A 25,780-nucleotide genomic window follows, 5' to 3' on the forward strand; every position below is an offset into this window, starting at 1 on the left:
GCATTCACGTGCCGGGGCTTTGTTTGTTTTAAGGGGCGTAGGGTTTCATACCCTGAAAGATGTGGCTGACGCTGACACCCAGATTGTGTTCGGGGGCTGACGCATTGTCGCCAGACACGCTGTGGCAGTCAAAACAGTTCCTTGGGGTAAAGTCGGCCGGTTTTTGTGCGCCAAACTGGTGAAACGATTCCATCGTGGAATTGGCCAGATCCAGGCCGCCGACCTCAATGTCGTAGTCCTGATATTTTGGCAGTGTGCCATCCGTCCAAATACCGCCGACTTGAAAATACTTGTCGCGCGCGTTTTCATCAGCGCCCAACAACGCGATCAGGCTTGCATTCAGCGACACAAGATCGGTGTTGTTGGCCAGATCATTGGCGGTCATCGGCGCAAGCCCCCACGGGTTGAACAGTACTATATCTTGGGCAGAAACGGTTTTTCCCTCGGCTGCTTGAATGTCGCCTGCCGCGTTCACGCTGGCATTAGGCACCATGTTGCCTTGGCCGGATGCGCCGCTTTTTGCGAATGTCCACGTCCCGTCGCTGTTGTAATCATACGTCGCCGTCGCGCCCGAGGTATCGGTATAAAGATACGCGCCGATCGGGGTGTTGGACAGATGCTCGTAGGTGATCCAAGCCAGTTCAGGATGGCCGGTCACGGGGGCCGCAATGTGCATGCCGACCATCGCCAATTCCATCGATTCCGTCCCATCAGCGGTCCAAACGGTATCCAAAGATGTATCGAATTTCGGCACCTGCGCTGTGACAATCACAAACGCGTCTCTGTCGACCGTATCGGCTTTGACCCAAGAGGTTTTGACCTCGAGCGTGCCTGCCAACTGTGCCACAGATCCATCGCCGTCAATGATCCCACTGGCGCGCCCGTATTTCACGATCCGGGTGATGGCTTCGGCGGTGGATGGAAATTGGAATTCTTGTGTGTTCTTGGCGTCGGTGAAATTGAAAGCCTCTGGGTCCTCGGACATGCCATTGCGAAATGCGACATAGGCATCGTTCACGTGCATGCCGTAGTAGGTCAGTGACCCTTTTTGACTGACCAATGCACCGCCGCCGCCTGCCTGACCTGATCCACCGCGGATGTCGGGTTTGACCCCGCGCAAGGCAAAGATATTTGGGTGGCCCTGACCGTTTGGTGTGACTTTGACCTTTGCGATCTTTTCAGTGCCCTGTTCGTCATGCACGACATCGAAGAACCCCGATTGATCAAAGACATAATCATCTTGGGCGGAGGACGTCAGCCACAAGAACGTCTGCGCGCCCCATTTGAAAAACTGGCAAGGTTCGGTGAATTGCGCACCGAAACCGTCAGGGGCCGCAAACACAGGATTGGCGTTTGTGCCGCCAGCGCGCCACCCTTCAAATTCTGATTGCGAAACAGCGCAGCTAGCATCCGCATCCGCAGGAATTGTGTTTTGGGAAGACGCCGGTGCGCCCGTAAACAGCAGCGCGGCAACGCAAGAGCTTGTAAGAAATATTGCAGCAAAATTATGGGAAATACGCACAGAAAATTCTCCGGTGTTAAAAAATTAGATCAAAAATTTGATTTTCGTAATATCTGCAAGATTAGGCGCAAGTGCGGCACCCTGTCATCACTATTTTAGCCGCAGGTCTGTATTAGTTCGAAAGGACAGAATCCGAGATTTGCACCGTTTGGCGCAATTGCCCGTCGGTGCGATTGTAGATCAGAATTTCATTGTCCGTTGTCACAATCGCAAACCATCCGTCGCCTTGGGTGAACGCGGTGGCGGTTTTTCCGTCCGGCAGCGTGACAATTTCGGGCAAGCGTGGCCCTTTGTTTGACAGTCGCGTGACAAGCAGGCCAACCACCACTACAACGCCCACCAACATTGTGGCCGTCAACACGGTTACCAACCGCCGCAAGAACTTTAGGTTCGCCGGCTCAACAGGATCTGTCATGTCCACCACTTCCGTTCGTTTTCGTATTGATGAGGCTCCGCCCGCACGTCTTGATAAGGCGGTTGCGCGCGATGTGCCAGTGGACGCGTCATTGTCGCGCTCGCGTCTGAGCAAATTGATCATCGATGGTGCTGTGACGGTCGACGGCGTTGTTGTCACCAACCCCAAGGCCAAAGTGACCGAAGGTGCAGACGTGCTGATCACGGTGCCTGTGGCCGAAGACAGCCACATCTTGCCCGAAGATATCCCGCTAGAGGTCGTCTACGAAGACGATGATCTTATCGTGGTGAACAAACCCGCCGGCATGGTTGTGCATCCAGCCCCCGGCAGCCCGTCGGGTACCTTGGTGAACGCGTTGCTGCATCACTGCGGCGATAGCCTGTCCGGTGTTGGTGGCATGAAACGCCCCGGCATTGTGCACCGCATCGACAAGGAAACCTCGGGCCTTTTGGTCGTCGCGAAATCGGACAAAGCGCATCACGGGCTGGCGGATCAATTCGCCGATCACTCGACCGAACGCTACTACAAGGCGCTGGTCTACGGCGTGCCAGATGCCAACGACCCGCGCCTGCGCGGTATTCGGGGGGCCAGCTTTGAATCCTCGAACATCTTGCGGATGACCACACAATTGGCCCGTCACAAGACAGATCGCCAACGTCAGGCCGTGCTGTTTCAAGGGGGTCGGCATGCCGTCACCCGCGCCCGCACGGTGGATCGTTACGGTCAGCCGCAAGTCTTGGCGCTGATGGAATGTTGGCTGGAAACTGGCCGTACGCACCAAATTCGTGTACATATGTCCCACGCTGGGCACGGTTTGGTCGGTGATCCGACGTATGGCGGCAAGCGCAAACTGCCGAAAAAATCCCTGAGCGAAGCAGGATTTGCAGCGTTGGATGGCTTTAAACGTCAAGCATTGCATGCGGCCGTTTTGGGTTTTGTTCATCCGATTTCCGGTGAAAAGATGCGGTTCGAAGCACCGTTGCCTGCAGACATGGCGGATCTGATCACCGCACTTGAGCGGCCAGCAGAGGCATAAAAACGCCCAATTTGTACGATTTGTTCACAAAACATTAATATCCGTTTGTCACCTACAGCACAGATGCGTGAGGCGCGTGACACAGATATGGCTTTGAACGATTTGCATGCAATATTAAAGGTATCGGTGAACGCGCCTCTTGAAACGGCTCAAAACGTCACCCATATCGAATGTTAAGCCCATAAACATCAAGTGGGCCTCGCGACAACCGCGAGACACAAAGACCGGAGGGAACAGACCATGGCAAATTATGCAAATCTTCCAGCACCAACGCCAGAAGGCGGCCTAAACCGCTATATGCAGGAAATCCGCAAGTTTCCGCTGCTGGAACCTGAAGAAGAATATATGGCCGCCAAAGCGTGGGTCGAAAAAGAAGACACCGTCGCGGCCCATAAACTGGTCACGTCGCACCTGCGTTTGGCGGCGAAAATCGCCATGGGCTACCGCGGCTATGGTCTGCCCCAAGCCGAGGTGATTTCGGAGGCCAACGTGGGCCTGATGCAAGCGGTCAAACGCTTTGATCCGGAAAAAGGGTTCCGCCTGTCAACCTACGCGATGTGGTGGATTCGCGCGAGCATTCAGGAATACGTTCTGCGCTCGTGGTCCTTGGTCAAATTGGGCACAACGTCTGCTCAGAAAAAACTGTTCTTTAACCTGCGCAAAGCCAAATCCAAGATCGGCGCGCTGGAAGATGGCGATTTACGCCCCGAAAACGTCAAACGGATCGCGACAGATCTGGGCGTAACCGAGGCCGAAGTCATTAGCATGAACCGCCGGATGAGCGGTGGTGACGCGTCTTTGAACGCCACAGTCGGGTCTGAGGGCGAAGGCACGATGCAATGGCAGGACTGGCTCGAGGACGAAAGTGCTGACCAAGCGGGTGACTACGAGGCCAATGACGAATTGTCGGTCCGCCGCGAGATGTTAGCCGAGGCAATGGACGTGTTGAATGATCGCGAAAAAGACATCCTGACCCAACGTCGTCTTAGCGACGAGTCGATCACGCTTGAGGATCTAAGCGGTCAATACGACGTCAGCCGCGAACGTATTCGTCAAATCGAAGTGCGTGCATTTGAAAAACTGCAGCAGCGGATGCGCGAATTGGCAAAAGAAAAAGGTCTGTTGGCCACAGCCTAACAGCGTTTTCCCAACTTGAAATGAAGTGCCTCGCCTATAAATGGGCGGGGCATTTTTTTGTTTGATGGGTATCTGCTTGGTCGAATTGAAACGATGACCTTCGAAAAACGATCCGCATTTTCCGCAAGGATCGGGTTGTCTTAAGCGTACATCGGTTTAGGGTTTGGCCATGTTCACACGTGATGTTCATACCCAATTCGGCCAGTTGTGCCTGACCCAAGAAAACGACGCGATCACCCGTGTCGATTGGGGACATGCGCCGCGCCAAGACGCGTCTGCTGTGTTGGACGAAGCCGTTCGCCAGTTGCAGGAATACGACGCTGGCACGCGGGAAGTCTTCGATCTGCCGTTGCACGTCAATGGATCAAAACTGCAACGGGATGTGTGCGATCTGATGTTCGCAATTCCCTTTGGATACACGCGGACTTATGGCGAAATCGCAAAGGATCTGGGTGTGCCTGCCCAGACAATCGGGCAAGCCTGCGGTGGTAATCCGATCCCGATTATCATCCCGTGTCACCGCGTTATGGGGGCCAAAGGATTGACGGGATTTTCAGGTGCAGGAGGGGTGGAAACCAAGGTCGCGCTGCTGCTTCACGAAAAAGCAGCTGGTTTGCTGATCTAGGTGTTCTGAGCCGAAGCTTGCGGAATGATCTGTTGCGCGATGCCCGCGCCAAGCAAGTAAATGCTGGTCACAATCAACCCCCAGTGCGCCCAGCTTTCGGCGTGGAAATCGACCCAAGCGGCCCAGCCTGCAAAGAATGTCCACGCCAACGCCATAGGCAGTGTCAGCGCACGCCAGCGTTCCGTGCGCACCGGGTGCACAAATTTAAGCGGCAGAAACATCGTGATGCTGAGGAACGTAACCAGTATCAGGCACACCCACCACGGCGGGTTCAGTGCGAACAACACAATGATCAACATGTTCCAGCATCCTGGAAAACCGGAAAATGAGTTATCCTTTGTTTTCATGCGTGTATCTGCAAAATACATAGCGGATGCAAAGGTGACGATGATGATCATGACCCAACCGCTCCACCCGTCCATGATGCCTGATTTGAACAAGGCAAAGGCGGGGATAAACACGTAGGTGAGATAATCGATGATAAGATCAAGAAGGACGCCGTCAAATTCGGGCGCGTTCTTTTTGACATCAAAGTGGCGCGCTAGCGGTCCGTCGATCCCGTCCACAAAAAAGGCCACGACAAGCCAAAGGAACATCAGATCCCATTTGCCGTCAACCGCAGCAAGCATTGCAAGCATCGCAAACACGGCACCCGTAGCAGTGAGTAAATGGACGGAAAGTGCGCGTAATTTATCAGTCATTTGGCGTACATGGCCCAAGATTGGCCCAGATGCAAAGCAAAACCCGCCGAACACTCCACAAGGCAGTGTCGACGGGCTTTTTATACGTCAGTTTTAGGCGTTGGGTTACTGCCCCAAACGCACCTCTTCGACTGGATAGGCAAGGAAATCGCTGTCCTCATAGGCCGCGTGGCAATCGTGGCAGAAAGACTGTTTAACTTTCATCACTTTACCGTTTGGTTGCAGGCCGGCATACAGCCAGTCACCGGTTTCCGGGATGGATCCGGCTTCCATTTTGGTCATGATAAACAGCGGGCCGGGGCGGGCCTTTTTCTTCTTGATCGACAGGCTGATCGATTCTTTGGCCAGAATCGAACCAACGGGCATATTGACGCCTTCGTCAGCGAATTTCAGATATTGCTCGGCGGCGATGTCATTGGCGAAGGTGTTCAAAATGCGGGTGCCATGCGCGCCTTGGATCGCGCCGCGTGTCGCGGTGGGGGCCCAAGAGCGGAAATTTGAACCGATCTCGTCACCTTCTTTTGCGTAGCCTTCGGCCATTTTCGCCTCGAGACATTCGTAAAGCGTGACGATCTGGTCTTCTTCGAGGTCAAACCGGTCTTCGACGGTCAGATCAGCACAATCGGCAAAAGCAGCTGTAGAACTAAGAGCGAGGCCAAATGCGGCGGCGGTCAAGCGCGTGGTAAGTGTCATGAGTATTCCCTGTTGTTCGCAGAATCATTTGGCATGCCTGTTGCACGCCTTGTGCGACAATTTGTCAGATCAGGGATGAAATAGCCCTTAACAGTGTTGCACGATTGCGTGAGAGAATATGTCAGAGCGCTTTAGGCTTTTGGGTGGGCGCGATCGTAGACTTCCATCAGACGGGCGGTGTCGACGGCGGTGTAGGCTTGGGTTGTGGACAGCGATGCGTGGCCCAGCAACTCTTGGATCGCGCGCAAATCACCACCGGCGTTTAGCAAATGCGTGGCAAAGCTGTGGCGCATTGCGTGCGGGGTTGCTGTTGCCGGTAGGCCCAGTTGCATGCGCGCAGAGGCCATCGATTTTTGGATCGCGCGCGGTGACAATGCCCCGCCACGCACACCGCGAAACAGCGGCCCATCGTCGTCCAAATTGTGGGGGCAAGCCCGCATGTAGGCATCAACTGCATCACGCGCAGCATCAACTACAGGCACGATCCGTTCCTTGCCGCCCTTGCCGATAATCCGCATGACTTGGGGCAGGGGCGCGTCGCCGCCTTTGATCCCCAAAGCCTCGGAAATCCGCAAGCCACAGCCCCACAGCAAGGTCACAACCGCGACATCGCGCAGGGCAACCCAAGGGGCGAGCGATTGCAGCTCAACCGCTTCGATCAAATCGCGCGCGGCGTCTACGGCCAAGGGGCGCGGCAATTTGTTGGTGAATTTCGGAGAGCGTGTCGACAAAACGGCAGTCGGTTCAAACCCTTCGCGTGCGGATAACCAGCGATAGAACGCTTTGACCGCGGATAATTTGCGCGCCAGTGATCTGGGGCCAACGCCTGCGGATCGACTGTTTGCCATCCACCCGCGCATGTCGCTGATGGTGATTTTAGCCAACGCGCCCAGACCCTGAGGCTGGCCTTTGTGCGCCGAGATAAACACGAGGAATTCGGTGACATCACCGGTGTAGGCGGTCAGCGTATTTTGCGCTGCGCCCTTCAGTGATTTCTGGTGATCCAGCCACGCTTGCAGTGCATCGCGCGCCGCAGGCGAAATCAGGCTCACGACAACCAGCGCCGCATCGCGCGTTCAAAGACGCCGGTGAAAAACGCTAACAAATCAGTGCCTTGCTGTGGGCCAAACATGTGCGGATCTTCTGCCCCCATGACCAACAAGCCGGGCAAACGGCCTTCGCCAAAGTCCAGTTTCAGGCAGGCCTCGGAGCGGACCCAGTCGGCCTGATCGCCGTAAATAGTGTCTGATGCATCTTGGACCTGACGCAAAGTGACTTGGCGGACTTGGCCACCGCGCCCTTGGCTTAGATAGTCGTCGATAAACCCCGGCTCAGCGACGCTTAGGACTTCGCCCAAGCGTTTGACGGCTGGGTCATTGTCGTTTTGCACGGATTCCAGAACCAGCTTTACAGCATCGACGCGCAGGATTTCAGCAACTTCGCCAGACAAATCGCGTAAGAAGGATTCAAATTCGATCGGGTCCAGCATTCGCAGGATTGCACGATGCACTTGATTGGTGCCGGCAAGGTTTTCATAGGCGGCAGCAATCACAGAGCGGTGGGTGTCCTCGAGCCGGTCCAGACGGCTTTCTAAACGGTCCATCGCGATGCCGCGCAAGTCAACGATATTGCCACCCATCGCACGCTCATTGGCGGCGATAAGGGCGCGCATCACGTCCTTGTCGTCCAGAATCACGCCTGGCTGCGAAATGATCGCTTCGCGCAATGTATCTTCGATTTTGGGGCTACTGCTCATTTCAGCCTCTATATATTTGCGTCTTTATATCACGCGCATTTTTTCAAATCTTCACTTTTCTTAAGCGAATAGCGGTGTTTTGCTCATTTTTGTTGCTAATTCGCGTCAAAGTGGGGAAAGGGGCGGTTTTCTCCCCCTGACTGATGCAAAAATGCGTGCATGATGCCCGACATGGTAGAATTTACATCAAACGTTAACGGATCACCCACAACGGCCAGCGATCTGTTCCCGCTTAGCCCATCAGAGCTGCGGGCGTTGCTGGCGCAACAGGGTACGCCAGCGCGCTAATCTTAGATAGATTGACCGGTTTTGGCCCAGTCTTTCATAAACTGGTCAAGACCGGCTTGGGTCAGCGGATGATCGGCCAGTTTCTTGATGACGGACGGGGGTGCGGTGATGACGTCGGCACCAACCATGGCACAGTCGTGGATGTGGTTCACGGACCGGATCGACGCGGCCAAGATGTTGGTTTGGAAGCCATAGTTGTCATAAATGTTGCGAATGTCTTCGATCAGATCCATGCCATCCAGGTTGATGTCGTCCAAACGGCCGATGAACGGCGAGATGAATGTGGCGCCCGCTTTTGCGGCCAACAGCGCTTGGTTTGCAGAGAAACACAGCGTCACGTTCACCATTTTACCTTCGGACGACAGGACTTTGCAGGCCTTCAGGCCGTCCCAGGTCAGGGGCAATTTCACGGTCACGTTTTCCGCGATTTCGGCCAGCTTGCGGCCCTCGGCGATCATCGCATCGGCTTCTAACGCCACAACTTCGGCAGACACCGGACCGTCGACCAAATCACAGATTTCTTTGGTCACTTCCAGAATGTCGCGACCGGATTTCAGGATCAAGGACGGGTTGGTTGTGACCCCGTCAACCATTCCCAGATCGTTCAGTTCGGCGATTTCTTCAACTACGGCTGTGTCGACAAAGAATTTCATGAATCGTTTCCTTATGAGTTTCCTGCCCGAAACAGAGGTGTTCAGGCTGTGGTGTATTCCTTGATTTGCGTGTACCCCAAGGGGGAGAAATCATCAAACCCTGAAATAGGCGGAGTGGTGCGTGAGCGGTCCAGCTTTTGTTCCGGAATTTTACGAGGCAGGCGCGCTGATTGGCGTGCTGACGACACAGCCGCTGAACCGGATGCTGGATTACAAGGCACCCGAAGGTGGCTGCCATCTGGGTGCGTTTGTCGAAGTGCCTTTGGGGCCGCGCAAAGTGATCGGCGTCGTTTGGGGCCCGGGTGCCGGCAATTGGGATATCAAAAAGGTGCGCAGTGCCTACCGCGTGCTGGATGCCGCACCGATGCGTCTGGAAATGCGCGATTTTTTGCGCCGTGCTGCGGACTACACTCTGACCCCAATGAACGCGATGCTGCGTCTGGCGACCCGCGCACCGGGGCTGGGTGATCCGCCATCAATGCGCAAGATTTACCGACGGGGTGCGGGCGAACCATCGCGGATGACCGACGCGCGGGGGCGTGTTCTGGACACGTTACAAGAATACGGTGACTTGTCTTTCACGCTCAAAGAACTGGCCGAACTGGCTGGCGTGACGGCCCCCGTGATCAAAGGGTTGGTCGAACAGGGCTGCGTGTCTGAGGAAGACAGCCCGCGCGATTTGCCGTTTCAGCGCATGGACCCAAGCCTGCCGTCCAAAGAACTGACCGAGGATCAGGCGACCGCCGCGGCGTATTTGGCGACAGGTGTCGCGTCTGGCAATTACGGCACAACCTTGCTGCGCGGGGTGACGGGATCGGGCAAAACCGAAGTCTACCTCGAAGCCGTCGCCGCCGCCTTGCGCGCTGGACGTCAGGCGCTGGTACTGCTGCCCGAAATCGCGTTGACGGCTGAATTTCTGAAACGGATCCAGGAACGATTTGGGACGCGCCCAGCCGAATGGCACTCAGGCGCCACAATGACCGAGCGCCGCCGGATTTGGCGCATGGTTGGGCATGGCCAAGCGCAAGTCGTGATTGGTGCGCGATCAGCGTTGTTTTTGCCTTACCAAAATCTTGGATTGATCGTGGTCGATGAAGAACACGACACGTCGTACAAGCAAGAAGAGGGCGTGCTGTACAACGCCCGTGACATGGCCGTTTTACGCGCCTCGATCTGTGGTGCGCATGTGGTTTTGGCCAGTGCGACCCCCAGCCTCGAAAGTTGGGCGAACGCAGAAAGCGGTAAATACAAACGGCTAGAATTAACCTCGCGGTTTGGTCCTGCGGTGATGCCGACGATGAAAACGATAGACATGCGGGATGCAAAACTGCCCTCGGATCGCTGGGTGTCAGAGGTGCTGAAGGCCGAAGTCGACAAGCGCATCGAGGCGGGCGAACAGGCGATGTTGTTCATCAACCGCCGTGGTTACGCGCCGATCACGCTGTGTCGTGCCTGTGGTCATCAGGTCGGATGCGACGATTGTGATGCGCGCATGGTTGAACACCGGTTTCAGAAACGCCTTGTTTGCCATCAGTGCGGCGAAAGCAAAGAGATGCCGGAAAAATGCCCGTCCTGCGGGGTAGAGGGTCGGATGGCCCCCGTTGGTCCGGGCGTGGAACGGCTGGGCGAAGAGGCCACAGCATTGTGGCCCGACGCACGGATCGCGACCCTAAGTTCGGACATGTACGGGTCTGCCCGCGCGCTAAAAGCCGAGATTGAATCCATCGCGGCAGGTGGCGCGGACATCGTGATCGGCACACAGTTGGTGGCCAAAGGGCACAACTTTCCGAATTTGACGTTGGTCGGCGTGATCGATGCGGATTTGGGTCTGCAAGGGTCGGATTTGCGGGCGGCTGAACGCACGTTTCAATTGATGCGCCAAGTCGCCGGACGGGCAGGGCGCGCGGAAAAACCAGGCACGGCGATGTTGCAGACGTATCAGCCCGACCATCCGGTGATCCGGGCAATCCTTGCTGGTGACGAAGAAGGGTTCTGGCGGGCCGAAGCGGCCGAGCGCGAGCAAGCAGGCGTGCCGCCATTCGGGCGTATGGCTGGTATCATCGTGAGCGGTCCGGATGTCGCGCAGGTCTTTGATCTGGCAAACCATTTGGCCCGCAATGACGCGCCGTTGCGCCGCGTCGGGGCGCAGGTGTTTGGACCAGCCCCTGCGCCAATTGCGCGTGTGCGAGGGCGTCATCGTGTGCGCATGTTGATCAAGGCGGACAAGAGCGTTGCCTTGCAAAGTGCGATTTCCAGTTGGTTACGGCAGGTTCAGATCAAGGGTGATGTGCGGCTGGCTGTCGATATCGATCCGCAGAGTTTTTATTGATTCAGAAACAGGTTTGCGTTGCGCGCGCGAGTATTTTTGATCAAAACAAGGGCTTTGGACTTTAGCTTGCCGATGAGCGCATGGCTGCTATGCGTCTGGGCTATATCTCTTGTCAGGCTTTGGGCGTATTGCAAGAATATGTCTGATCCTATCCCTTTGGCGCAAGCCGTTCATTTGCCGCGTTGGCAACGCCCGTTGGTTCTGTTGTTTTTGATGGCTGTGGCCATGCCGATTGCGTTCAACACGTGGGCGGCGTTGCTGAATAATTTTGTGATCGAGGTTGCTGATTTTGACGGCTCGGACATTGGCTTGCTGCACACAGTGCGCGAGATCCCGGGGTTTCTGGCGATTGGCGTCATCGCCATCATCATTTATGTGCGTGAACAGGTTTTGGGGATGGTCTCCCTGATTTTGCTGGGCGTGGCGACGGCCGTGACGGCGTATTTTCCCAGCTTGGGCGGGATTTTGACCCTGACGATGCTCAGCTCGATCGGATTTCACTACTATGAAACCGTCAATCAATCGCTGCAATTACAGTGGCTTCCCAAAGACCGCGCACCCAAGGTTTTGGGATGGCTTGTGGCAACAGGGTCGGCTGCGACCTTTGTCGTCTATTTGATCATTCTGCTACTTTGGGAACCTTTGGGCCTGACTTACAACGTGGTCTATATGGTGGGCGGGTTGGTCACGGTTGCCATCGCCGTGTTCGCAATGGTGGCGTATCCGCAGTTTGACGGGCCAACGCCGCAGCTGAAAAAGATGGTGCTGCGCCGCCGCTATTGGCTGTATTACGCCCTGCAATTTATGGCCGGTGCGCGCCGTCAGATTTTCATGGTGTTTGCTGGTTTCATGATGGTCGAAAAATTCGGCTACGAGGTGCACGAGCTGACCGGTTTGTTTCTGATCAATTTGGTGATCAACATGTTCATCGCACCCGTTCTTGGCAACGTCGTTCACAAATTTGGTGAACGTAACACGCTGGTTTTTGAATATACCGGCTTGGTTGCTGTATTTCTGGCCTACGGCGGGGTGTACTATCTGGGCTGGGGCGTGGCGATTGCGGCGTTCTTGTATGTTGTGGATCACATCTTTTTCGGGTTGGCGCTGGCGTTGAAAACCTACTTTCAAAAGATCGCGGACCCCCAAGACATTGCGCCCACGGCTGCCGTTGCATTTACGATCAACCACATTGCCGCTGTGGCGTTGCCTGTCGTGCTGGGTTTGCTGTGGTTGGTGTCGCCGTTGCTGGTGTTCCTGATTGCGGCGGGCATGGCTGGCGTGTCATTGATGCTTGCGTTGTTGATCCCGCGCCACCCGGCACCTGGGCACGAAACCATTTTCAAAATCCGGCTGACGGCTGCGGCCGAATAGCATGCAAGAAGGACGCTTTCTGACCGGGTCCACTCTGGGTCATGTGGTGCGGATGACGGCGACGGGTGCGTTCGGAATTACGTTTGTGTTTCTGGTGGATGCTGCAAATTTGCTGTGGCTGTCACAACTGGATCAGCCTGAATTGGTCGCCGCGATCGGTTTTGCCTATGCGATCCAGTTCTTTTCCGTGTCTATCGGCGTGGGGTTGATGATCGCGACCACAGCGATGGTTTCGCGCAGTATTGGACGCGCAGAGGCAGAGCTTGCACGCACGCAATCAGGGGCTGCCGCTGCGATTTCAACGATGATCCAAGGGGGCGTCGCGCTGGCGATTCTAACCTTTCGCCACGATCTGGTGGCGATGGCCGGGGCCACTGGTGAGACGGCGGACAATGCGGCGGGGTATCTGGCGCTGACGATCATGTCGCTGATCCCGATGGCAATTTCGCTCAGCTGTTCAGGCACTTTGCGTGCTTATGGGTATGGCAAAGAGACGATGTATGTGACGCTGACGTCTGGCCTTGTTTTGATGGTGATTGACCCGATCCTGATCCTGTATCTGGAATGGGGGTTGGAGGGGGCTGGAGTTGGCCTCGTGCTGTTCCGGTTCTGTCTGATGGGGCTGGCGCTGTATTTCGCGGTCTATCGTTTTTCACTGCTCGCGCGCCCGACGTTGCGCACAGTTCGCGCCGTCTGGATCCCGTTCATGATCGTGGCTGGACCTGCGATTGCCACGCAAATGTCGACGCCTGTTGGCAACTACATTCTAACCATCGTAATGGCCCCGTTTGGCGACGATGCCGTTGCTGCGTGGGCAGTGGTTGCGCGCCTGACTGTGCTGACCTTTGGCGGCATCTTTGCGCTGTCGGGCGCCATTGGTGGCATTTTTGGCCAGAACTTTGGCGCAGGTTTTTATGACCGTGTGCGCAGCACCTATCGCGACGCGTTGATCTTTTGCCTCTTTTACACACTGCTGATGTGGGCCGTGTTGGCCAGTGCGACAAACCTGATCATCGCAGCATTCGGACTGTCAGGGCAGGGCGAAGACGTCTTGCGCGCGTTCACATCCATTGGGGTTGGTGGCTTTGTGTTTGTCGGTGCGCTGTTTGTGTCGAACGCGGCGTTCAACAATCTTGGTAAACCGGGACGCAGCACGTTGGTGAACTGGCTTAAGGACGGGGTGATCAGCTGGCCAGCAGCCGCATTCCTATCTGCCAGTTTCGGCGCGGCTGGCGTGATTTACGGCCAAGCCGTCGCGGGCGTCATCATGGGCACCCTTGCGGGACTGTGGGGGTGGCGCTATGTGGCGGGCTTGAACGCTAATGTCGGAACCAAAGTGGCCAAACCGCGCCCCTATCCAAATCCCGACAGATACAGGAGCCGCTGATGCCGACCTTTACTGCACTCACGACACTTATGGGCAAAAAGCCGGGTGAAGCTTTGGGCGAGGCGATGGAACGGCTGGTGCCCGAACCCACAGGCATTGGCGTGTTCGAGGTCGAAGACGGATCGGGCCTGTGGGAAGTTGGCGGCTATTTCACCGAAAGCCCGGATGAAACGGCGCTGGCGTTGCTGGCCGCCGCGATGGGCGCAAAACCGTTTGTGATCTCGGAATTGCCGGAAACCGATTGGGTCGCGCACGTGCGCCGCGAATTGGCTCCGGTCGAGGCGGGGCAGTTTTTTGTCTACGGATCACACGACGCAGACAAGGTGCCAGAGGTATGCGAACCCCTGTTGATCGAAGCGGCAATGGCATTTGGCACGGGTCACCACGGCACGACGCTGGGCTGCTTGCGGGCGGTTGATCGTTTGGACACAGAGGGTTTCGTCGGTCACAACGTGGCTGACATCGGCTGCGGCACGGCCGTTTTGGGCATGGCGGCGGCGCGCATCTGGCCAAATCCGGTGCTGGTGTCGGACATTGACCAAGTCGCGGTTGACGTCGCCATGGTTAATATTGCTGCCAATGATCTGGTCGGACGGGTCATCGCGGTTGAGGCCGCAGGCTTTGATCACCCCGACCTTTTGGCCGCTGCACCCTATGATTTGGTGTTTGCGAACATTTTGAAAGGTCCTCTTGTGGCGCTGGCCCCTGATATGGCCAAACACCTAGCCCCCGAAGGCTATGCGATTCTTTCTGGCATCCTGAACGAGCAAGCGGACGAAGTGATCGCTGTTTATGCACATAACGGCATCAATCTTGTCCACCGCGAAGAGATTGTTGAATGGACGACGTTAACGCTTCGTAAAAAGCCTTAATTGCTGCCTGTTTTTAGACGCATTTGAGCGAAATGCCACGTTTCTGCCACATTCTGAGGGCATAAATAATCTCATGAGATTGGTGGGGGCACTGATCTTTTTGCGGAGGCTGCCATGGTTAATTCCAAGCTTCAATTTAACAATCGACTGCACCTGTTAGGGCGCAAACATTCCAAAATGGCCAATGGCTATACGACGCAAATGCGTGCTGACGGTTTGATCGTCGTGAAGCCGCGTCATGTCGCGCGCCGCGGCTTTCCACTAAAGGGTTTGGTTCTGCTGGCACTTGGCCTGTTCGCGTTCAAAGCGCTGATTTTGGCATCTGTCGGGCCTGATGGCTACGGCGAGCGGGTGGCAAAGCTTGAAACCGGTACATTTGTTGAACGCGGTGGTGCTTGGGTCATGCAAGCAGACCCTGCAACTCAGGTTCTTGCCCAATTGATGGGTCCGGTGCTGCGCTAAGGCGCGCCACCACATTTCCCTTCGAAAATTCTAAGCTCGCTTTATGCAGGGCACAAAAAAACCGCGCGGCCCATGAGGCACAGCGCGGTTTTTCTATTCAAACAAAGTGGCAACACCGAGGGAGGACGTTGTTGCCAACCAATTCGTTTGAGATCGTTGTTTTGTCGCGGCCTTAGCGGCGGCCGGCGACTGTTTCGATGTCCGCGTAGGACAGGCCGATGTCTTCGAGTTCGCGTGCAGACAACGCAGACAAAGCGTTGCGTGTCATGCGTGCGTCGTTCCAGGAAACGGCCGCGTCAACGATCGCGTGTACGGTTGCGGAAATACGGGCTGCAACTGGGGCAGTGCCGGTGGTTGTGCGGTTTGTTGTGAAAGTTGCCATTGAAGCAGTCCTTTTAAATGTTGGCCGGGATCGTCCGGTCTTGATGAGTGGCATTTAGGTCTTGCACATTTTTTCAGCAACCACCGTTTGCGCATGTTCGATATGCACTCATTGCATAGGTGCAGAATCAAGGTTAACGCACGGTAAAGTAAGGCAAAAATGAGGCACCCAACGTGTCGATTTTGCTTTGGGTTCTGTCGGAAATGACCTGTGCGTGTCGCGTTTTGATGGCGATTGCCGCTTTCACGCTGCATTGCAGCATGCCTATGGTTAACGCAAACCCTCTTGGCGGATGTTCGCGTTTCGTGCTACTTGGTAAAAAAAGATTTAACAAAGCAGGCAGGAGCAGCACATGGTGCGCGTTTTGGGCATTGATCCCGGTCTACAAAACATGGGTTGGGGAATCATTGACGCTGATGGACCCCGTCTGAGCCACGTTGCCAACGGTATTGTGCATTCCTCGCCAAAGGACGATTTGGCGCAGCGATTGTTGTCGCTGTACTGGGGCCTGACGGATGTGATCGATACCTACGGTCCCAAAACGGCCGCTGTCGAACAGACATTTGTGAACAAAGACGGTGCAGGTACGTTAAAGCTGGGCCAAGCGCGCGGCATCGCGATGCTGGTACCTGCCCAAGCTGGCCTGAGCGTTGGCGAATACGCCCCCAACAAAGTCAAAAAGACGGTTGTAGGGGTTGGTCACGCCGACAAAGGCCAAGTCGAACACATGGTCAAAATCCAATTGCCGGGCGTCAAGATCGAAGGCCCTGATGCGGCAGACGCCTTGGCCATTGCCATTTGTCACGCGCATCACGGCGGGGCCAGCGGTTTGGCCGAAGCGTTAAAGAAAGCAATCGCATGATCGGAAAACTTACAGGCCGCATTGATTATCGCAGCACCGACCACATTCTGATCGACGTGCGCGGTGTTGGTTACATCGTCTTTGTGTCGGATCGCACGATGGCCGGTTTGCCCGGTGTGGGCGAGGTCTGCGCGCTGTTCACCGATTTGGTGGTGCGCGAAGATTTGATGCAGTTGTATGGGTTTCCAACACTGGCCGAGAAAGAGTGGCACCGTTTGCTGACGTCCGTGCAGGGCGTTGGGGCGAAGGCGTCATTGGCGATTTTGGGTGCGCTGGGCACAGACGGAGTCAGCCGTGCGATTGCGTTGGGTGATTGGAACGCGATCAAGGTGGCCAAAGGCGTAGGCCCCAAGATCGCGCAACGGGTCGTGTTAGACCTAAAGGACAAAGCGCCGTCAGTGATGGCGATGGGCGGCACGATTGCCCAAGCGATGGGCGATGCCGACGCCGAGGTCATCGAAACGCCAAGCGCGCCGGTGATCCAAAACGTCTCGGCGCAGGCCGAGGCGTTGTCGGCGCTTGGCAACCTCGGGTATGGTCCGGGCGACGCGGCGGGTGCTGTGGCGCAGGCGGCGGGCGAAAATCCGGATGCGCAAACGCCTGCTCTCATTCGCGCGGCATTGAAACTGCTGGCTCCGAAAGGGTAGGCGCGGTGTGTGAACCTTCCTCTGGAAGAACCACACACCTTACTTCATAGATGTGCATATGATCGAACCTGACCCAACATTGCGTGCTCAAGAGCAGCCCGAAGATACGGCCAAGGATTTTGACCGCGCTTTGCGTCCGCAAGCGTTGGACGAATTCGTGGGTCAAGCTGAGGCGCGCGCGAACCTCAAGGTGTTCATCCAATCCGCCAAACAACGCGGCGAGGCGATGGACCACACGCTGTTCCACGGCCCCCCCGGGCTGGGCAAGACGACCTTGGCGCAAATCATGGCGCGCGAATTGGGGGTCAGTTTTCGGATGACCTCGGGGCCGGTTCTGGCCAAGGCGGGTGATCTGGCGGCGATCCTGACAAACCTTGAGGCGCGCGATGTTCTGTTCATCGACGAAATTCACCGTCTAAACCCTGCTGTAGAAGAGGTGCTGTATCCGGCGCTTGAAGATTTCGAACTGGATTTGGTGATCGGCGAAGGGCCCGCGGCGCGCACTGTGCGGATCGAATTGCAGCCCTTCACCTTGGTCGGGGCGACCACGCGGATGGGCCTGCTGACCACGCCACTACGTGACCGATTTGGCATTCCGACGCGACTGCAATTTTACACCGAGGATGAACTGTTCATCATCGTCGAACGCAATGCCCGCAAACTGGGTGCCCCTGCGGATGAAGGCGGCGCGCGCGAAATTGCGCGCCGTGCCCGTGGAACGCCACGCATCGCGGGACGCCTGCTGCGTCGCGTCGTGGATTTCGCTGTCGTCGAGGGCGACGGGCGCGTGACCAAAGCACTGGCCGACAGTGCGCTGACCCGTTTGGGTGTCGACCATTTGGGCCTTGATGGCGCGGATCGTCGCTATCTGAAACTGATCGCTGAGAATTATCAGGGCGGACCGGTTGGCATCGAAACCCTCAGCGCTGCACTCAGCGAAAGCCGCGATGCACTAGAAGAAGTGATCGAGCCGTATTTGTTGCAGCAAGGTCTGATCCAGCGCACGCCGCGTGGCCGGATGCTGGCGCAAAAGGCGTGGGCGCATTTGGGCATGGCCCCGCCACAATCTCGCGGCGATTTGTTTGACTAACACCAACGGGACGTGACGATGGACCATTCTGAGATCGAAAAGATGTTCACCCGCGGCGACGGTAGCTTTGCGTTTGCGCGCTGGGGGCGGCCGTTGGCACCGGTTGTGTTCGGGGTCGATGATGCGACGTTGTCCGTGATCAAAGGCGCAATCGAAGCGGTGTGTCAGGTCGCCGGTCACGAAACCATGGACGGCGACGCCGAGCTTGGCAGCAACTTCATGTGGTTCTTTTTCCGTGGCTGGGACGAATTGCTCGAGGTGCCGCGCCTTGGCGACATGGTGCCTGATCTGGAACCACTGGTGGAACGTCTCAAAGACGTCGACGCCAATCAGTACCGCGTGTTCCGGTTCGACGACAGTGGCGCGATCAAAGCGGTTTTTGTGTTCCTGCGCATGGACCAAGCACTGAGCGACGTGCCTGCGCAAACTTTGGCATTGTCTCAGGTTGTACAGTCGATCTTGTTGTGGTCGGATGTCGCGTTCATGGATCAATCCCCGTTGGCCGTGGCCGGTGAAACGGTTGTGCTGCGCCCTGAAATCGGTGCGCTGATCCGTGCGGCCTATGATCCGGTACTGCCCGCGGCTTCGCAAGATAACACACAATCGCTGCGCCTTGCGGCAAGAGTAGGGACCCTGCAATGACCCACGAATTCCCCGTCACCGTTTATTACGAAGACACCGACATGGCGGGCATCGTCTATTATGCCAACTATTTACGGTTCATTGAGCGGGCGCGATCCGAAGTCGTCGAACAGATGGGCGTTGATCAACGGGCGATGCGCGACATGGACATTGTGTTTGCTGTCACGCGGGTCGAGGCGGATTATTTAGGCTCTGCGCGGCTTGGCGATCGTCTGATCGTGAAATCCGATCATCACGGCCAAGGCGCTGTGCGTTGGGTCTTTGATCAGGTGGTCGAACTGGACGGCAAGCCGATTTTCCGCGCCAAAGTCACCGCCGCCTGCATGACCACGGCAGGTAAACCAACCCGCCTTCCTGCGGAAATCCGCGCATCATTTGCCAAATAACGCAGCCGTGACGCGGTAATGTTGGCTTTCCCCGTTATGATACGGTAACGGTGGGCGTAACGATGGTCTAAAAACTGACCGCAACGAGAGCAGGCAAATGGAAGCAGAAACACTGGCCTTGGCACAGGAGATTGATTTCTCCATGTGGGCCTTATTCGCACGTGCAACACTTACTGTAAAAATCGTCATGATCATGTTGATCGTCGCGTCGTTCTGGTCGTGGTCGATTATCGTCCAAAAACTGATCAGCTTTCGGCGTGCCCGCGCTGAGGCTGCGGAGTTTGATCACAAATTCTGGTCAGGAGAACCGCTAGACGGTTTGTTCGACCAGATTGGAACCGATCCAAAAGGTCAGGCAGAAAAGATTTTTGCATCCGGCATGATGGAATGGCGCCGCTCGCACCGCGATGATGGTGGTTTGATCGCCGGGGCTACGGCCCGCATTGACCGGTCCATGGATGTCGCCATCGCGAAAGAGGCCGAAAAGCTGGAAAAAGGCCTGTCGGTTTTGGCGACTGTCGGATCCACGGCTCCGTTTATCGGTTTGTTCGGGACGGTCATCGGCATCATGAACGCGTTCATCGAGATCGCAGAGCAACAAAACACCAATCTGGCCGTTGTCGCGCCTGGCATTGCCGAAGCGTTGCTGGCTACAGGTCTGGGTCTATTGGCCGCGATCCCGGCGGTTGTGTTTTACAACAAACTGAACGCCGACAGTGACCGCATCCTTGGCGGGTACGAAGCCTTTGCCGACGAATTCGCCACCATCCTTAGCCGCCAGTTGGACAGCTAAGTCATGGGGGCTGGTGTCGCACAAAAGGATTCTGGCGGGACTCGTCGCCGCCGCCGTGGCGGGCGCGCGCGTCCGATGTCCGAAATCAACGTCACGCCGTTTGTTGACGTCATGCTGGTGTTGCTGATTATTTTTATGGTTGCGGCCCCTTTAACGACTGTGGGCGTGCCGGTTGAATTGCCAAAAACCTCAGCCGGCGCGTTGCCCGCAGATCAAGAAGAACCGCTGACCGTAACCATCACGGCCGCTGGGTCCGTCCAGATCCAGACCACCGAAACGCCGCGCAACGAATTGGTTCTGCGGCTGCGGGCTATCGCGGCTGAACGTGACAGCGACCGCGTCTTTTTGCGCGCAGACGGGGCGGTCCCCTATAGTGACGTGATGCAGGTTATGGGCGCGCTGAATGCCGGTGGCTTTTCGAACATCGGATTGGTGACGGATATCGGTGGGCCAAATCTTGACGCCCCCGTTTCCAATCAAACCGACCAATAAAACGGGTGTGTTTTGAACACAGGTCAGATCATATCGGGGACAGGGCACTTTGTGCTGATCAGCTGGTTGCTGGTCGGAAACGTGTTTCGTGCCGAACCCTTGCCGATTGAGGCGACTGAGGTCTCCGTCATTTCTGGCGAGGCATTCGAGGCGTTGATGGCCGCCCAGCAATCCCCGCAGTCTGCGACGGATGTGGCGCAACCTGTGCAGCCCGATGTTGCGAACGACCCCGTCGAGGTGCCGCAGTCAGAAGACACGTCCGTGGCCCAAGAGGCCCCCGAAGTCGCCCCAACCCCGACCGTCGATCCAACGCCTGAAATCGCCGAATTGACCCCCCCGCCCGAGGCTGAGGTCGAAGATACAGCGCCCGTTTTGGAACAGCCCAGCGAAGACGTCGCTGTTGCCGTGCCCGAAGCCAGCGACCGCCCCGTGCCGCGCCCTTCTGATCGTGTCGCCCCCGAACCGGTGGCCCTGCCAGATCCAGAAGCCGTGCCTGATCCGGTGCAGCAGGACGCGGTTGAGCAGGCTGAAACCGGTGAAACTGTGGAAGAGCCGCAAGAGGCGACAGCTCCTGAAGAGGCCACAACCGAGATCGTGACAGAGGCTGAGACTCCGTCAGCGCCCGAAACATCCATGCGTCCACCAGCGCGTCGCCCCAAACCACCCGTGCAGCAGGCAGAAACGCAGCCCGCAGACACGCCGACGCCGGCTGAACCTGCGGAGACGACGGATACCAGCGATGCCATTAATGACGCCTTGGCCGCCGCATTAAACGAACCAGCAGAGACAGCCGCACCCAGTGGTCCGCCATTGTCTGCGGGCGAAAAAGATGCGCTGCGCGTGGCGGTTTCCAGCTGCTGGAATGTTGGCTCGCTATCGTCCGAGGCGTTGCAAACCACGGTCGTTGTGGCCGTGTCGATGGCCCAAGACGGCAAGCCCAATACCAGCTCAATCCGGATGACAGGCAGCTCTGGTGGCTCTGCATCGGCAGCAAAACAGGCATTCGAGGCCGCTCGGCGCGCGATAATTCGCTGTGCCAAGGGGGGGTATGATTTGCCAAGTGACAAATACGGACAGTGGAAAGACATTGAAATGACGTTCAATCCTGAAAGGATGCGCATCAAATGATGGTACGATTTTTGGCCGCCGTTTTGGCGATGATGCTGAGTGTAAGCGTTGGCTTTGCTCAGTCTGGTCCATTGCGGATCGAAATCACCGAAGGTGTGATTGAACCGTTGCCCTTTGCGACCCCCAACTTTGTCGCCGAAAACGCCGGCAGTGCGGACATGGGCGCGCAGCTTGCACGCGTTGTTGCGGCAGATTTGCAAGGCACCGGGTTGTTTCGCGAAATCCCGGCCTCGGCCTTTGTCAGCGGCGTGTCGGATTTTGGCGCAGCCGTAAATTACCCCGACTGGCGCGCGATCAATGCGCAGGCGTTGGTGACGGGGGCGGTCAATGTCTCGGGCAACAATGTCACCGTAAAATTCCGCCTGTACGATATTTTCTCGGGTGCTGAACTGGGCCAAGGCCTGCAGTTCCAAGGGACCACCGCAGGCTGGCGTCGCATGGCGCACAAAGTTGCAGACGCCGTCTACAGCCGGATCACCGGCGAAAGCGGATATTTCGACAGCCGCGTGGTGTTCGTTTCTGAATCCGGCCCCAAGAACAAGCGGGCAAAGCGTCTTGCCGTGATGGATTATGACGGTGCCGGCGTGAAATACCTGACCGACAGCCGGTCTATCGTTTTGGCCCCGCGCTTTAGTCCGACGGGTGACCGCGTGTTGTACACATCCTACGAAACCGGTTTCCCGCGCATCTACGTTTTGGATGTCGGATCGGTTCAGCGCCGCGTTTTGGAAAGCGCGCAAGGCTCCAGCAGCTTTGCCCCGCGCTTTGCCCCCAACGGGCAGACGGTGGTCTATTCCCAAGCGACGGGCAGCAACACTGACATCTACACGATGGACATCAATTCAGGGCGCACCACGCGCCTGACGTCGGCCCCGTCGATCGAAACCTCACCCAGCTTTAGCCCCGATGGATCGCAAATCGTGTTTGAGAGCGACCGTTCGGGCAATCAGCAGCTGTATGTGATGTCGGCAAGTGGCGGCGAGGCCAAGCGGATCTCGTTCGGCGAAGGCCGTTACGGCACGCCTGTTTGGTCACCGCGCGGCGATCTGGTTGCCTTCACCAAACAATCCAAAGGACGGTTCCACATCGGTGTGATGCGTGTGGACGGGTCCGAAGAGCGGTTGCTAACGGCGTCGTTCCTGGACGAAGGTCCGACATGGTCCCCCAATGGCCGCGTGATCATGTTTCATCGCGAAACCCAAGGGGCGTCTGGCCGGTCATCTTTGTATTCGGTCGATATCACGGGGCGTAATTTGCGGCCCGTCCAAACGCCTGATGGCGGATCTGATCCCAGCTGGTCACCGCTGCAGAAATAAAATGAAATGTGCCGTGGTATGACAGGGCGCAAAACACGTGTTAACACATGAGTAAATGTATTCGTACAAATACGGCAAATGATAAGGCAGAGCACTATGAAAATCACCACAAAAGCACTTTTGATCGTTGGGGCGCTGGCCCTTGCAGCCTGTACAAACCCGGACCGCTTTGGCGGCGATGGCGGGGCGCTTGACCCGAATGCGGGTGTCAACACAGGCGTGGTTGCCGGCAGCGCCAATGACCCAAGCTCGGCCGCGTATTTCCAGCAAGCCGTTGGCGATCGTGTGTTGTTCGCGGTTGATCAATCCAGCCTGACCGCGCAGGGCCAAGCCACATTGGACGGACAAGCCGCCTGGCTGACGACCAACGCCGATTACACCGCAGTCATCGAAGGCCACGCAGACGAGCAAGGCACCCGCGAATACAACATCGGCCTTGGCAACAAGCGCGCAGACGCCGCCCGCAGCTACCTGATTTCCAAAGGTGTGCCAGCGAACCGTTTGCAAATTGTCAGCTATGGCAAAGAACGTCCGATCGAAGTATGCTCTGAGGAGGCATGCTATGCCAAAAACCGTCGCGCTGTGACGGTGCTGGCAGCAGGCTTAACTGGATAAACTAGGGTTTGAGTGGGGTTTTGATGCGATACAGTGCTTTGATTGCTGTCTGTGTGATGTGGTTGCCGTTGGCAGCACACGCGCAAAACAGTGAAACGCTGGCAGACGTTCGTCAGGAATTGACGATTTTGAATGTCGAAATCCAAAAGCTTAAACGCGAACTGTCGACCACCGGCGGCTCCAACGGAACGGTTGGTGCTGGTGGTCTGCTGGACCGGGTCAATTCGATTGAATCCGAATTGCAGCGTTTGACGGGCAAAACCGAACAGTTGGAATTCCGCATCGACCGTGTTGTGACTGACGGCACCAACCGCATCGGTGATCTTGAATTCCGTCTGGTCGAACTTGAAGGCGGCGATGTGGGCGCGTTGGCCGAAACATCGACCCTTGGCGGGGCAGGGCAAACGGCCACCACAGCCGTGGTCCCCGAACCAACGACGCCGACCAACACAGGCCAACTTGCAAGCCAAGAACAGGCAGACTTTGAGCGGGCGTCGGAGGCGCTCGCATCCGGTAGCTTTCAAACCGCTGCAGAGCAGTTTGCGACCTTTAATCAGACCTATCCAGGTGGTCCGCTAGCGACCACTGCCGATCTGAAACGCGGCGATGCGCTGGATGCAGTGGGTGACACCCGCAATGCGGCCCGCGCCTATCTCGATGCATTCAGTCAGGACCAAACCGGTGTGGATGCGGCAGAAGCGCTGTACAAACTGGGCGCATCGCTGGGCAAACTGGGTCAAACCAGCGAGGCATGCGTGACTTTGGGCGAAGTGTCTGCGCGGTTCCCGAATGATCCTTCTGCGTTGCTCGCCAATTCGCAGATGCGCAACATCGGATGCAGCTAGACACGGACTGGTTGCTTGCGCAGGGGCAGGACGCGCCGCTTTTGCACAGCGTTAGTACCGGTTTTGGCCGCAAGACCCCTCAAAAAATCGGCATCGCTGTTTCGGGTGGTGGCGACAGCATGGCGCTGCTGCATCTGCTGGCCCGCTGTGCGGCACAAACGGGCCATCTGATCGAAGCGGTCACAGTCGATCATGGTCTGCGCCCCGAAGCCGCGGATGAGGCGGCGATGGTCAGCGCAATGTGCGAGCGCGCGAAAATTCCACACACCACGTTGCAATGGACCGGTTGGACCGGTCAGGGCAATCTGTCGGCCGCCGCCCGCGATGCCCGTTACGCGTTGATGGCGGATTGGGCCAAAACCCGCAGCATCGAAGGTATCGTTTTGGGCCACACCGGCGATGATGTTGCCGAGACATTTTTGATGCGGTTGGGACGCAAGGCTGGCGTCGATGGTCTGGCTACGATGGACGTCAATTTTGAACGCAACGGCATCCGTTGGGCGCGCCCCTTGTGGCAACAAAGCCGGTCTGAGCTGCGCGACTACCTGCGTCGCCATGACGTGCATTGGGCCGAGGATCCGACCAACGATGATCCCAGCTATTCTCGCACCCGTGCGCGCAAAGCGTTGCACACGCTTGCCCCTCTCGGGATCGACGCCGAAACGTTGCATGCGGTCAGTTTCAACATGGCACAAGCCCGCACAGCGCTGGAACACTACACCCGCCAAGAAGCTGACTTGCGCGAGGTTCAGCAGGGCGGTGACATTGTGTTGCCGCTTGCCCCCCCGTTGCCAATGGACATCGAACGCCGGCTGCTGGGCAAAGCGATCCAGTGGATTGGCGGCATCGGGTATCCGCCACGCGCAGATGCGATCCCGCATGTGGAAATGCGCCTGCCAGATGCGCGGCCTCATACGGGTGCCGGTTGCGTGCTGAGCGCTGAAAACGGAGCCATCCGCATCACGCGCGAATTCAACGCAGTTCGGGATGCGAAATGCCCGACGGATCAGATTTGGGACGGGCGTTGGCGTCTGGACGGCCCTCATTCACACGATCTTGAAGTGCGCGCGCTGGGCGATGCGATCACGGACTGCCCGAACTGGCGGGATTCGGGGGTGCCGCGGCGCTCTTTGATGGCCTCACCCGCCATTTTCAGGGGCAAAAATTTGATCGCAGCCCCAATTGCAGGGTACAATCAGGGTTGGAGCGCGCAGATTGTCGCAAATTTCCAAACCTTTCTGCTTTCGCATTGAAGAAATCCCCACGACCTCTATCTTATAGGCAACGGATCGGGCCAAATTCCTAGGCCGCGACCATAGTTTTTAGGAGATTTTC

At 56.9% G+C, this 25,780-nt stretch carries 28 protein-coding genes; 20 read left to right on the forward strand and 8 right to left on the reverse strand.

The genetic code is table 11. From position 1 onward, the window contains the following. Positions 1-28 precede the first annotated feature (28 nt). Positions 29-1,522 (reverse strand): hypothetical protein, encoded by a 1,494-nt coding sequence (locus tag ACFIO0_RS02505; protein WP_390913278.1) that lies wholly within the window; start codon positions 1,520-1,522, stop codon positions 29-31. 112 nt (positions 1,523-1,634) lie between these two features. Continuing rightward, the gene (locus ACFIO0_RS02510) at positions 1,635-1,937 is read right to left on the reverse strand and encodes a DUF6476 family protein (protein ID WP_390913279.1); all 303 of its coding nucleotides are present in this window, start codon (positions 1,935-1,937) and stop codon (positions 1,635-1,637) included. On the opposite strand from ACFIO0_RS02510, the gene ACFIO0_RS02515 reads away from it, so the two are divergent. The 3 genes from ACFIO0_RS02515 (at position 1,936) to ACFIO0_RS02525 (ending at position 4,735) form a co-directional block, all read left to right on the forward strand. Further along, entirely contained in the window at positions 1,936-2,973 is a 1,038-nt protein-coding gene (locus ACFIO0_RS02515; protein WP_390913281.1) for an RluA family pseudouridine synthase, read from the forward strand. The two genes, ACFIO0_RS02510 and ACFIO0_RS02515, sit on opposite strands and share 2 nt — an antisense overlap. Positions 2,974-3,213: 240 nt before the next feature. Beyond that, the gene (gene rpoH / locus ACFIO0_RS02520) at positions 3,214-4,110 is read left to right on the forward strand and encodes an RNA polymerase sigma factor RpoH (RefSeq protein WP_390913283.1); all 897 of its coding nucleotides are present in this window, start codon (positions 3,214-3,216) and stop codon (positions 4,108-4,110) included. Between the two features lie 169 nt (positions 4,111-4,279). After that, positions 4,280-4,735, forward strand: a complete 456-nt coding sequence (locus ACFIO0_RS02525) for a methylated-DNA--[protein]-cysteine S-methyltransferase (RefSeq protein ID WP_390913284.1) — start codon at positions 4,280-4,282, stop codon at positions 4,733-4,735. On the opposite strand, the gene ACFIO0_RS02530 is transcribed toward ACFIO0_RS02525, so the two are convergent. The 5 genes from ACFIO0_RS02530 to fsa form a co-directional block, all read right to left on the reverse strand. Continuing rightward, positions 4,732-5,436 (reverse strand): CDP-alcohol phosphatidyltransferase family protein, encoded by a 705-nt coding sequence (locus tag ACFIO0_RS02530; protein WP_390913286.1) that lies wholly within the window; start codon positions 5,434-5,436, stop codon positions 4,732-4,734. The genes ACFIO0_RS02525 and ACFIO0_RS02530 overlap by 4 nt on opposite strands. A 105-nt stretch (positions 5,437-5,541) precedes the next feature. Then, complete coding sequence (locus tag ACFIO0_RS02535; RefSeq protein WP_390913288.1) at positions 5,542-6,129, reverse strand: cytochrome P460 family protein; 588 nt, start codon at positions 6,127-6,129, stop codon at positions 5,542-5,544. A gap of 131 nt (positions 6,130-6,260) precedes the next feature. Then, positions 6,261-7,181 (reverse strand): tyrosine-type recombinase/integrase, encoded by a 921-nt coding sequence (locus ACFIO0_RS02540; RefSeq protein WP_390913289.1) that lies wholly within the window; start codon positions 7,179-7,181, stop codon positions 6,261-6,263. Continuing rightward, positions 7,178-7,885, reverse strand: coding sequence for a DUF484 family protein (locus tag ACFIO0_RS02545; RefSeq protein WP_390913290.1), 708 nt, complete (start codon positions 7,883-7,885; stop codon positions 7,178-7,180). Before ACFIO0_RS02545 ends, ACFIO0_RS02540 begins: the two co-directional genes overlap by 4 nt. Before the next feature lie 290 nt (positions 7,886-8,175). Further along, positions 8,176-8,826 carry a fructose-6-phosphate aldolase gene (fsa, locus tag ACFIO0_RS02550; protein ID WP_390913291.1) on the reverse strand — a complete coding sequence of 217 codons (651 nt, stop codon included), beginning with the start codon at positions 8,824-8,826 and terminating at the stop codon, positions 8,176-8,178. A gap of 121 nt (positions 8,827-8,947) precedes the next feature. On the opposite strand from fsa, the gene ACFIO0_RS02555 reads away from it, so the two are divergent. From ACFIO0_RS02555 to ACFIO0_RS02575, 5 genes are all read left to right on the forward strand, one after another. Then, positions 8,948-11,155, forward strand: a complete 2,208-nt coding sequence (locus ACFIO0_RS02555) for a primosomal protein N' (RefSeq protein WP_390913293.1) — start codon at positions 8,948-8,950, stop codon at positions 11,153-11,155. 138 nt (positions 11,156-11,293) lie between these two features. Beyond that, positions 11,294-12,526 (forward strand): MFS transporter, encoded by a 1,233-nt coding sequence (locus ACFIO0_RS02560; RefSeq protein ID WP_390913295.1) that lies wholly within the window; start codon positions 11,294-11,296, stop codon positions 12,524-12,526. Position 12,527: 1 nt separating this feature from the next. Beyond that, entirely contained in the window at positions 12,528-13,913 is a 1,386-nt protein-coding gene (locus ACFIO0_RS02565; RefSeq protein WP_390913297.1) for an MATE family efflux transporter, read from the forward strand. Then, entirely contained in the window at positions 13,913-14,785 is an 873-nt protein-coding gene (locus ACFIO0_RS02570) for a 50S ribosomal protein L11 methyltransferase (protein ID WP_390913299.1), read from the forward strand. Before ACFIO0_RS02565 ends, ACFIO0_RS02570 begins: the two co-directional genes overlap by 1 nt. Positions 14,786-14,899: 114 nt before the next feature. After that, on the forward strand, positions 14,900-15,247 hold the full coding sequence (locus ACFIO0_RS02575) for a hypothetical protein (RefSeq protein WP_390913300.1): 348 nt from the start codon (positions 14,900-14,902) through the stop codon (positions 15,245-15,247). A 172-nt stretch (positions 15,248-15,419) separates the two neighbouring features. Here ACFIO0_RS02575 and ACFIO0_RS02580 read toward each other — a convergent pair whose 3' ends face one another. Then, positions 15,420-15,629: a DUF1127 domain-containing protein gene (locus ACFIO0_RS02580; protein ID WP_390913301.1), complete on the reverse strand. Its 210-nt coding sequence runs from the start codon at positions 15,627-15,629 to the stop codon at positions 15,420-15,422. A 352-nt stretch (positions 15,630-15,981) separates the two neighbouring features. Here ACFIO0_RS02580 and ruvC point away from each other — a divergent pair, with 352 nt between their 5' ends. From ruvC to tilS, 12 genes are all read left to right on the forward strand, one after another. Further along, complete coding sequence (ruvC, locus tag ACFIO0_RS02585) at positions 15,982-16,491, forward strand: crossover junction endodeoxyribonuclease RuvC (RefSeq protein WP_390913302.1); 510 nt, start codon at positions 15,982-15,984, stop codon at positions 16,489-16,491. After that, positions 16,488-17,138, forward strand: a complete 651-nt coding sequence (gene ruvA / locus ACFIO0_RS02590; protein ID WP_390913303.1) for a Holliday junction branch migration protein RuvA — start codon at positions 16,488-16,490, stop codon at positions 17,136-17,138. The genes ruvC and ruvA overlap by 4 nt, the downstream gene beginning before the upstream one ends. Before the next feature lie 58 nt (positions 17,139-17,196). Next, entirely contained in the window at positions 17,197-18,228 is a 1,032-nt protein-coding gene (gene ruvB / locus ACFIO0_RS02595) for a Holliday junction branch migration DNA helicase RuvB (protein ID WP_390913305.1), read from the forward strand. Between the two features lie 18 nt (positions 18,229-18,246). Further along, positions 18,247-18,870 (forward strand): hypothetical protein, encoded by a 624-nt coding sequence (locus ACFIO0_RS02600; protein WP_390913306.1) that lies wholly within the window; start codon positions 18,247-18,249, stop codon positions 18,868-18,870. After that, the gene (locus ACFIO0_RS02605) at positions 18,867-19,256 is read left to right on the forward strand and encodes a YbgC/FadM family acyl-CoA thioesterase (RefSeq protein WP_390913308.1); all 390 of its coding nucleotides are present in this window, start codon (positions 18,867-18,869) and stop codon (positions 19,254-19,256) included. The genes ACFIO0_RS02600 and ACFIO0_RS02605 overlap by 4 nt, the downstream gene beginning before the upstream one ends. 97 nt (positions 19,257-19,353) lie before the next feature. Then, positions 19,354-20,049, forward strand: coding sequence for a protein TolQ (gene tolQ, locus ACFIO0_RS02610; protein WP_390913310.1), 696 nt, complete (start codon positions 19,354-19,356; stop codon positions 20,047-20,049). A gap of 3 nt (positions 20,050-20,052) precedes the next feature. Further along, positions 20,053-20,541: a protein TolR gene (tolR, locus tag ACFIO0_RS02615; protein ID WP_390913312.1), complete on the forward strand. Its 489-nt coding sequence runs from the start codon at positions 20,053-20,055 to the stop codon at positions 20,539-20,541. Between the two features lie 51 nt (positions 20,542-20,592). Beyond that, a complete protein-coding gene (locus ACFIO0_RS02620; protein WP_390913314.1) occupies positions 20,593-21,669 on the forward strand; it encodes an energy transducer TonB in 1,077 nt (358 codons plus the stop codon). Further along, the gene (tolB, locus tag ACFIO0_RS02625; RefSeq protein ID WP_390913315.1) at positions 21,666-22,985 is read left to right on the forward strand and encodes a Tol-Pal system beta propeller repeat protein TolB; all 1,320 of its coding nucleotides are present in this window, start codon (positions 21,666-21,668) and stop codon (positions 22,983-22,985) included. Before ACFIO0_RS02620 ends, tolB begins: the two co-directional genes overlap by 4 nt. Before the next feature lie 96 nt (positions 22,986-23,081). Further along, positions 23,082-23,600, forward strand: a complete 519-nt coding sequence (pal, locus tag ACFIO0_RS02630; RefSeq protein WP_390913317.1) for a peptidoglycan-associated lipoprotein Pal — start codon at positions 23,082-23,084, stop codon at positions 23,598-23,600. A 23-nt stretch (positions 23,601-23,623) separates the two neighbouring features. Further along, the gene (ybgF, locus tag ACFIO0_RS02635) at positions 23,624-24,445 is read left to right on the forward strand and encodes a tol-pal system protein YbgF (protein ID WP_390913319.1); all 822 of its coding nucleotides are present in this window, start codon (positions 23,624-23,626) and stop codon (positions 24,443-24,445) included. Beyond that, positions 24,436-25,698, forward strand: a complete 1,263-nt coding sequence (gene tilS, locus ACFIO0_RS02640) for a tRNA lysidine(34) synthetase TilS (protein ID WP_390913321.1) — start codon at positions 24,436-24,438, stop codon at positions 25,696-25,698. The genes ybgF and tilS overlap by 10 nt, the downstream gene beginning before the upstream one ends. Positions 25,699-25,780 lie beyond the last annotated feature (82 nt).

It is taken from the genome of Pseudosulfitobacter sp. SM2401 (genome assembly GCF_042932805.1).
Lineage (GTDB): Bacteria > Pseudomonadota > Alphaproteobacteria > Rhodobacterales > Rhodobacteraceae > Ascidiaceihabitans.

Bases quoted from the DNA above. Each gene is read 5' to 3' on its own strand.
- ACFIO0_RS02515 (WP_390913281.1), top strand. From the start codon at position 1,936: ATGTCCACCACTTCCGTTCGTTTTCGTATTGATGAGGCTCCGCCCGCA.
- ACFIO0_RS02510 (WP_390913279.1), bottom strand. From the start codon at position 1,937: ATGACAGATCCTGTTGAGCCGGCGAACCTAAAGTTCTTGCGGCGGTTG.
- rpoH (WP_390913283.1), top strand. From the start codon at position 3,214: ATGGCAAATTATGCAAATCTTCCAGCACCAACGCCAGAAGGCGGCCTA.
- ACFIO0_RS02525 (WP_390913284.1), top strand. From the start codon at position 4,280: ATGTTCACACGTGATGTTCATACCCAATTCGGCCAGTTGTGCCTGACC.
- ACFIO0_RS02530 (WP_390913286.1), bottom strand. From the start codon at position 5,436: ATGACTGATAAATTACGCGCACTTTCCGTCCATTTACTCACTGCTACG.
- ACFIO0_RS02535 (WP_390913288.1), bottom strand. From the start codon at position 6,129: ATGACACTTACCACGCGCTTGACCGCCGCCGCATTTGGCCTCGCTCTT.
- ACFIO0_RS02545 (WP_390913290.1), bottom strand. From the start codon at position 7,885: ATGAGCAGTAGCCCCAAAATCGAAGATACATTGCGCGAAGCGATCATT.
- fsa (WP_390913291.1), bottom strand. From the start codon at position 8,826: ATGAAATTCTTTGTCGACACAGCCGTAGTTGAAGAAATCGCCGAACTG.
- ACFIO0_RS02560 (WP_390913295.1), top strand. From the start codon at position 11,294: ATGTCTGATCCTATCCCTTTGGCGCAAGCCGTTCATTTGCCGCGTTGG.
- ACFIO0_RS02565 (WP_390913297.1), top strand. From the start codon at position 12,528: ATGCAAGAAGGACGCTTTCTGACCGGGTCCACTCTGGGTCATGTGGTG.
- ACFIO0_RS02570 (WP_390913299.1), top strand. From the start codon at position 13,913: ATGCCGACCTTTACTGCACTCACGACACTTATGGGCAAAAAGCCGGGT.
- ACFIO0_RS02575 (WP_390913300.1), top strand. From the start codon at position 14,900: ATGGTTAATTCCAAGCTTCAATTTAACAATCGACTGCACCTGTTAGGG.
- ACFIO0_RS02580 (WP_390913301.1), bottom strand. From the start codon at position 15,629: ATGGCAACTTTCACAACAAACCGCACAACCACCGGCACTGCCCCAGTT.
- ruvC (WP_390913302.1), top strand. From the start codon at position 15,982: ATGGTGCGCGTTTTGGGCATTGATCCCGGTCTACAAAACATGGGTTGG.
- ruvA (WP_390913303.1), top strand. From the start codon at position 16,488: ATGATCGGAAAACTTACAGGCCGCATTGATTATCGCAGCACCGACCAC.
- ruvB (WP_390913305.1), top strand. From the start codon at position 17,197: ATGATCGAACCTGACCCAACATTGCGTGCTCAAGAGCAGCCCGAAGAT.
- ACFIO0_RS02600 (WP_390913306.1), top strand. From the start codon at position 18,247: ATGGACCATTCTGAGATCGAAAAGATGTTCACCCGCGGCGACGGTAGC.
- ACFIO0_RS02605 (WP_390913308.1), top strand. From the start codon at position 18,867: ATGACCCACGAATTCCCCGTCACCGTTTATTACGAAGACACCGACATG.
- tolQ (WP_390913310.1), top strand. From the start codon at position 19,354: ATGGAAGCAGAAACACTGGCCTTGGCACAGGAGATTGATTTCTCCATG.
- tolR (WP_390913312.1), top strand. From the start codon at position 20,053: ATGGGGGCTGGTGTCGCACAAAAGGATTCTGGCGGGACTCGTCGCCGC.
- tolB (WP_390913315.1), top strand. From the start codon at position 21,666: ATGATGGTACGATTTTTGGCCGCCGTTTTGGCGATGATGCTGAGTGTA.
- pal (WP_390913317.1), top strand. From the start codon at position 23,082: ATGAAAATCACCACAAAAGCACTTTTGATCGTTGGGGCGCTGGCCCTT.
- ybgF (WP_390913319.1), top strand. From the start codon at position 23,624: ATGCGATACAGTGCTTTGATTGCTGTCTGTGTGATGTGGTTGCCGTTG.
- tilS (WP_390913321.1), top strand. From the start codon at position 24,436: ATGCAGCTAGACACGGACTGGTTGCTTGCGCAGGGGCAGGACGCGCCG.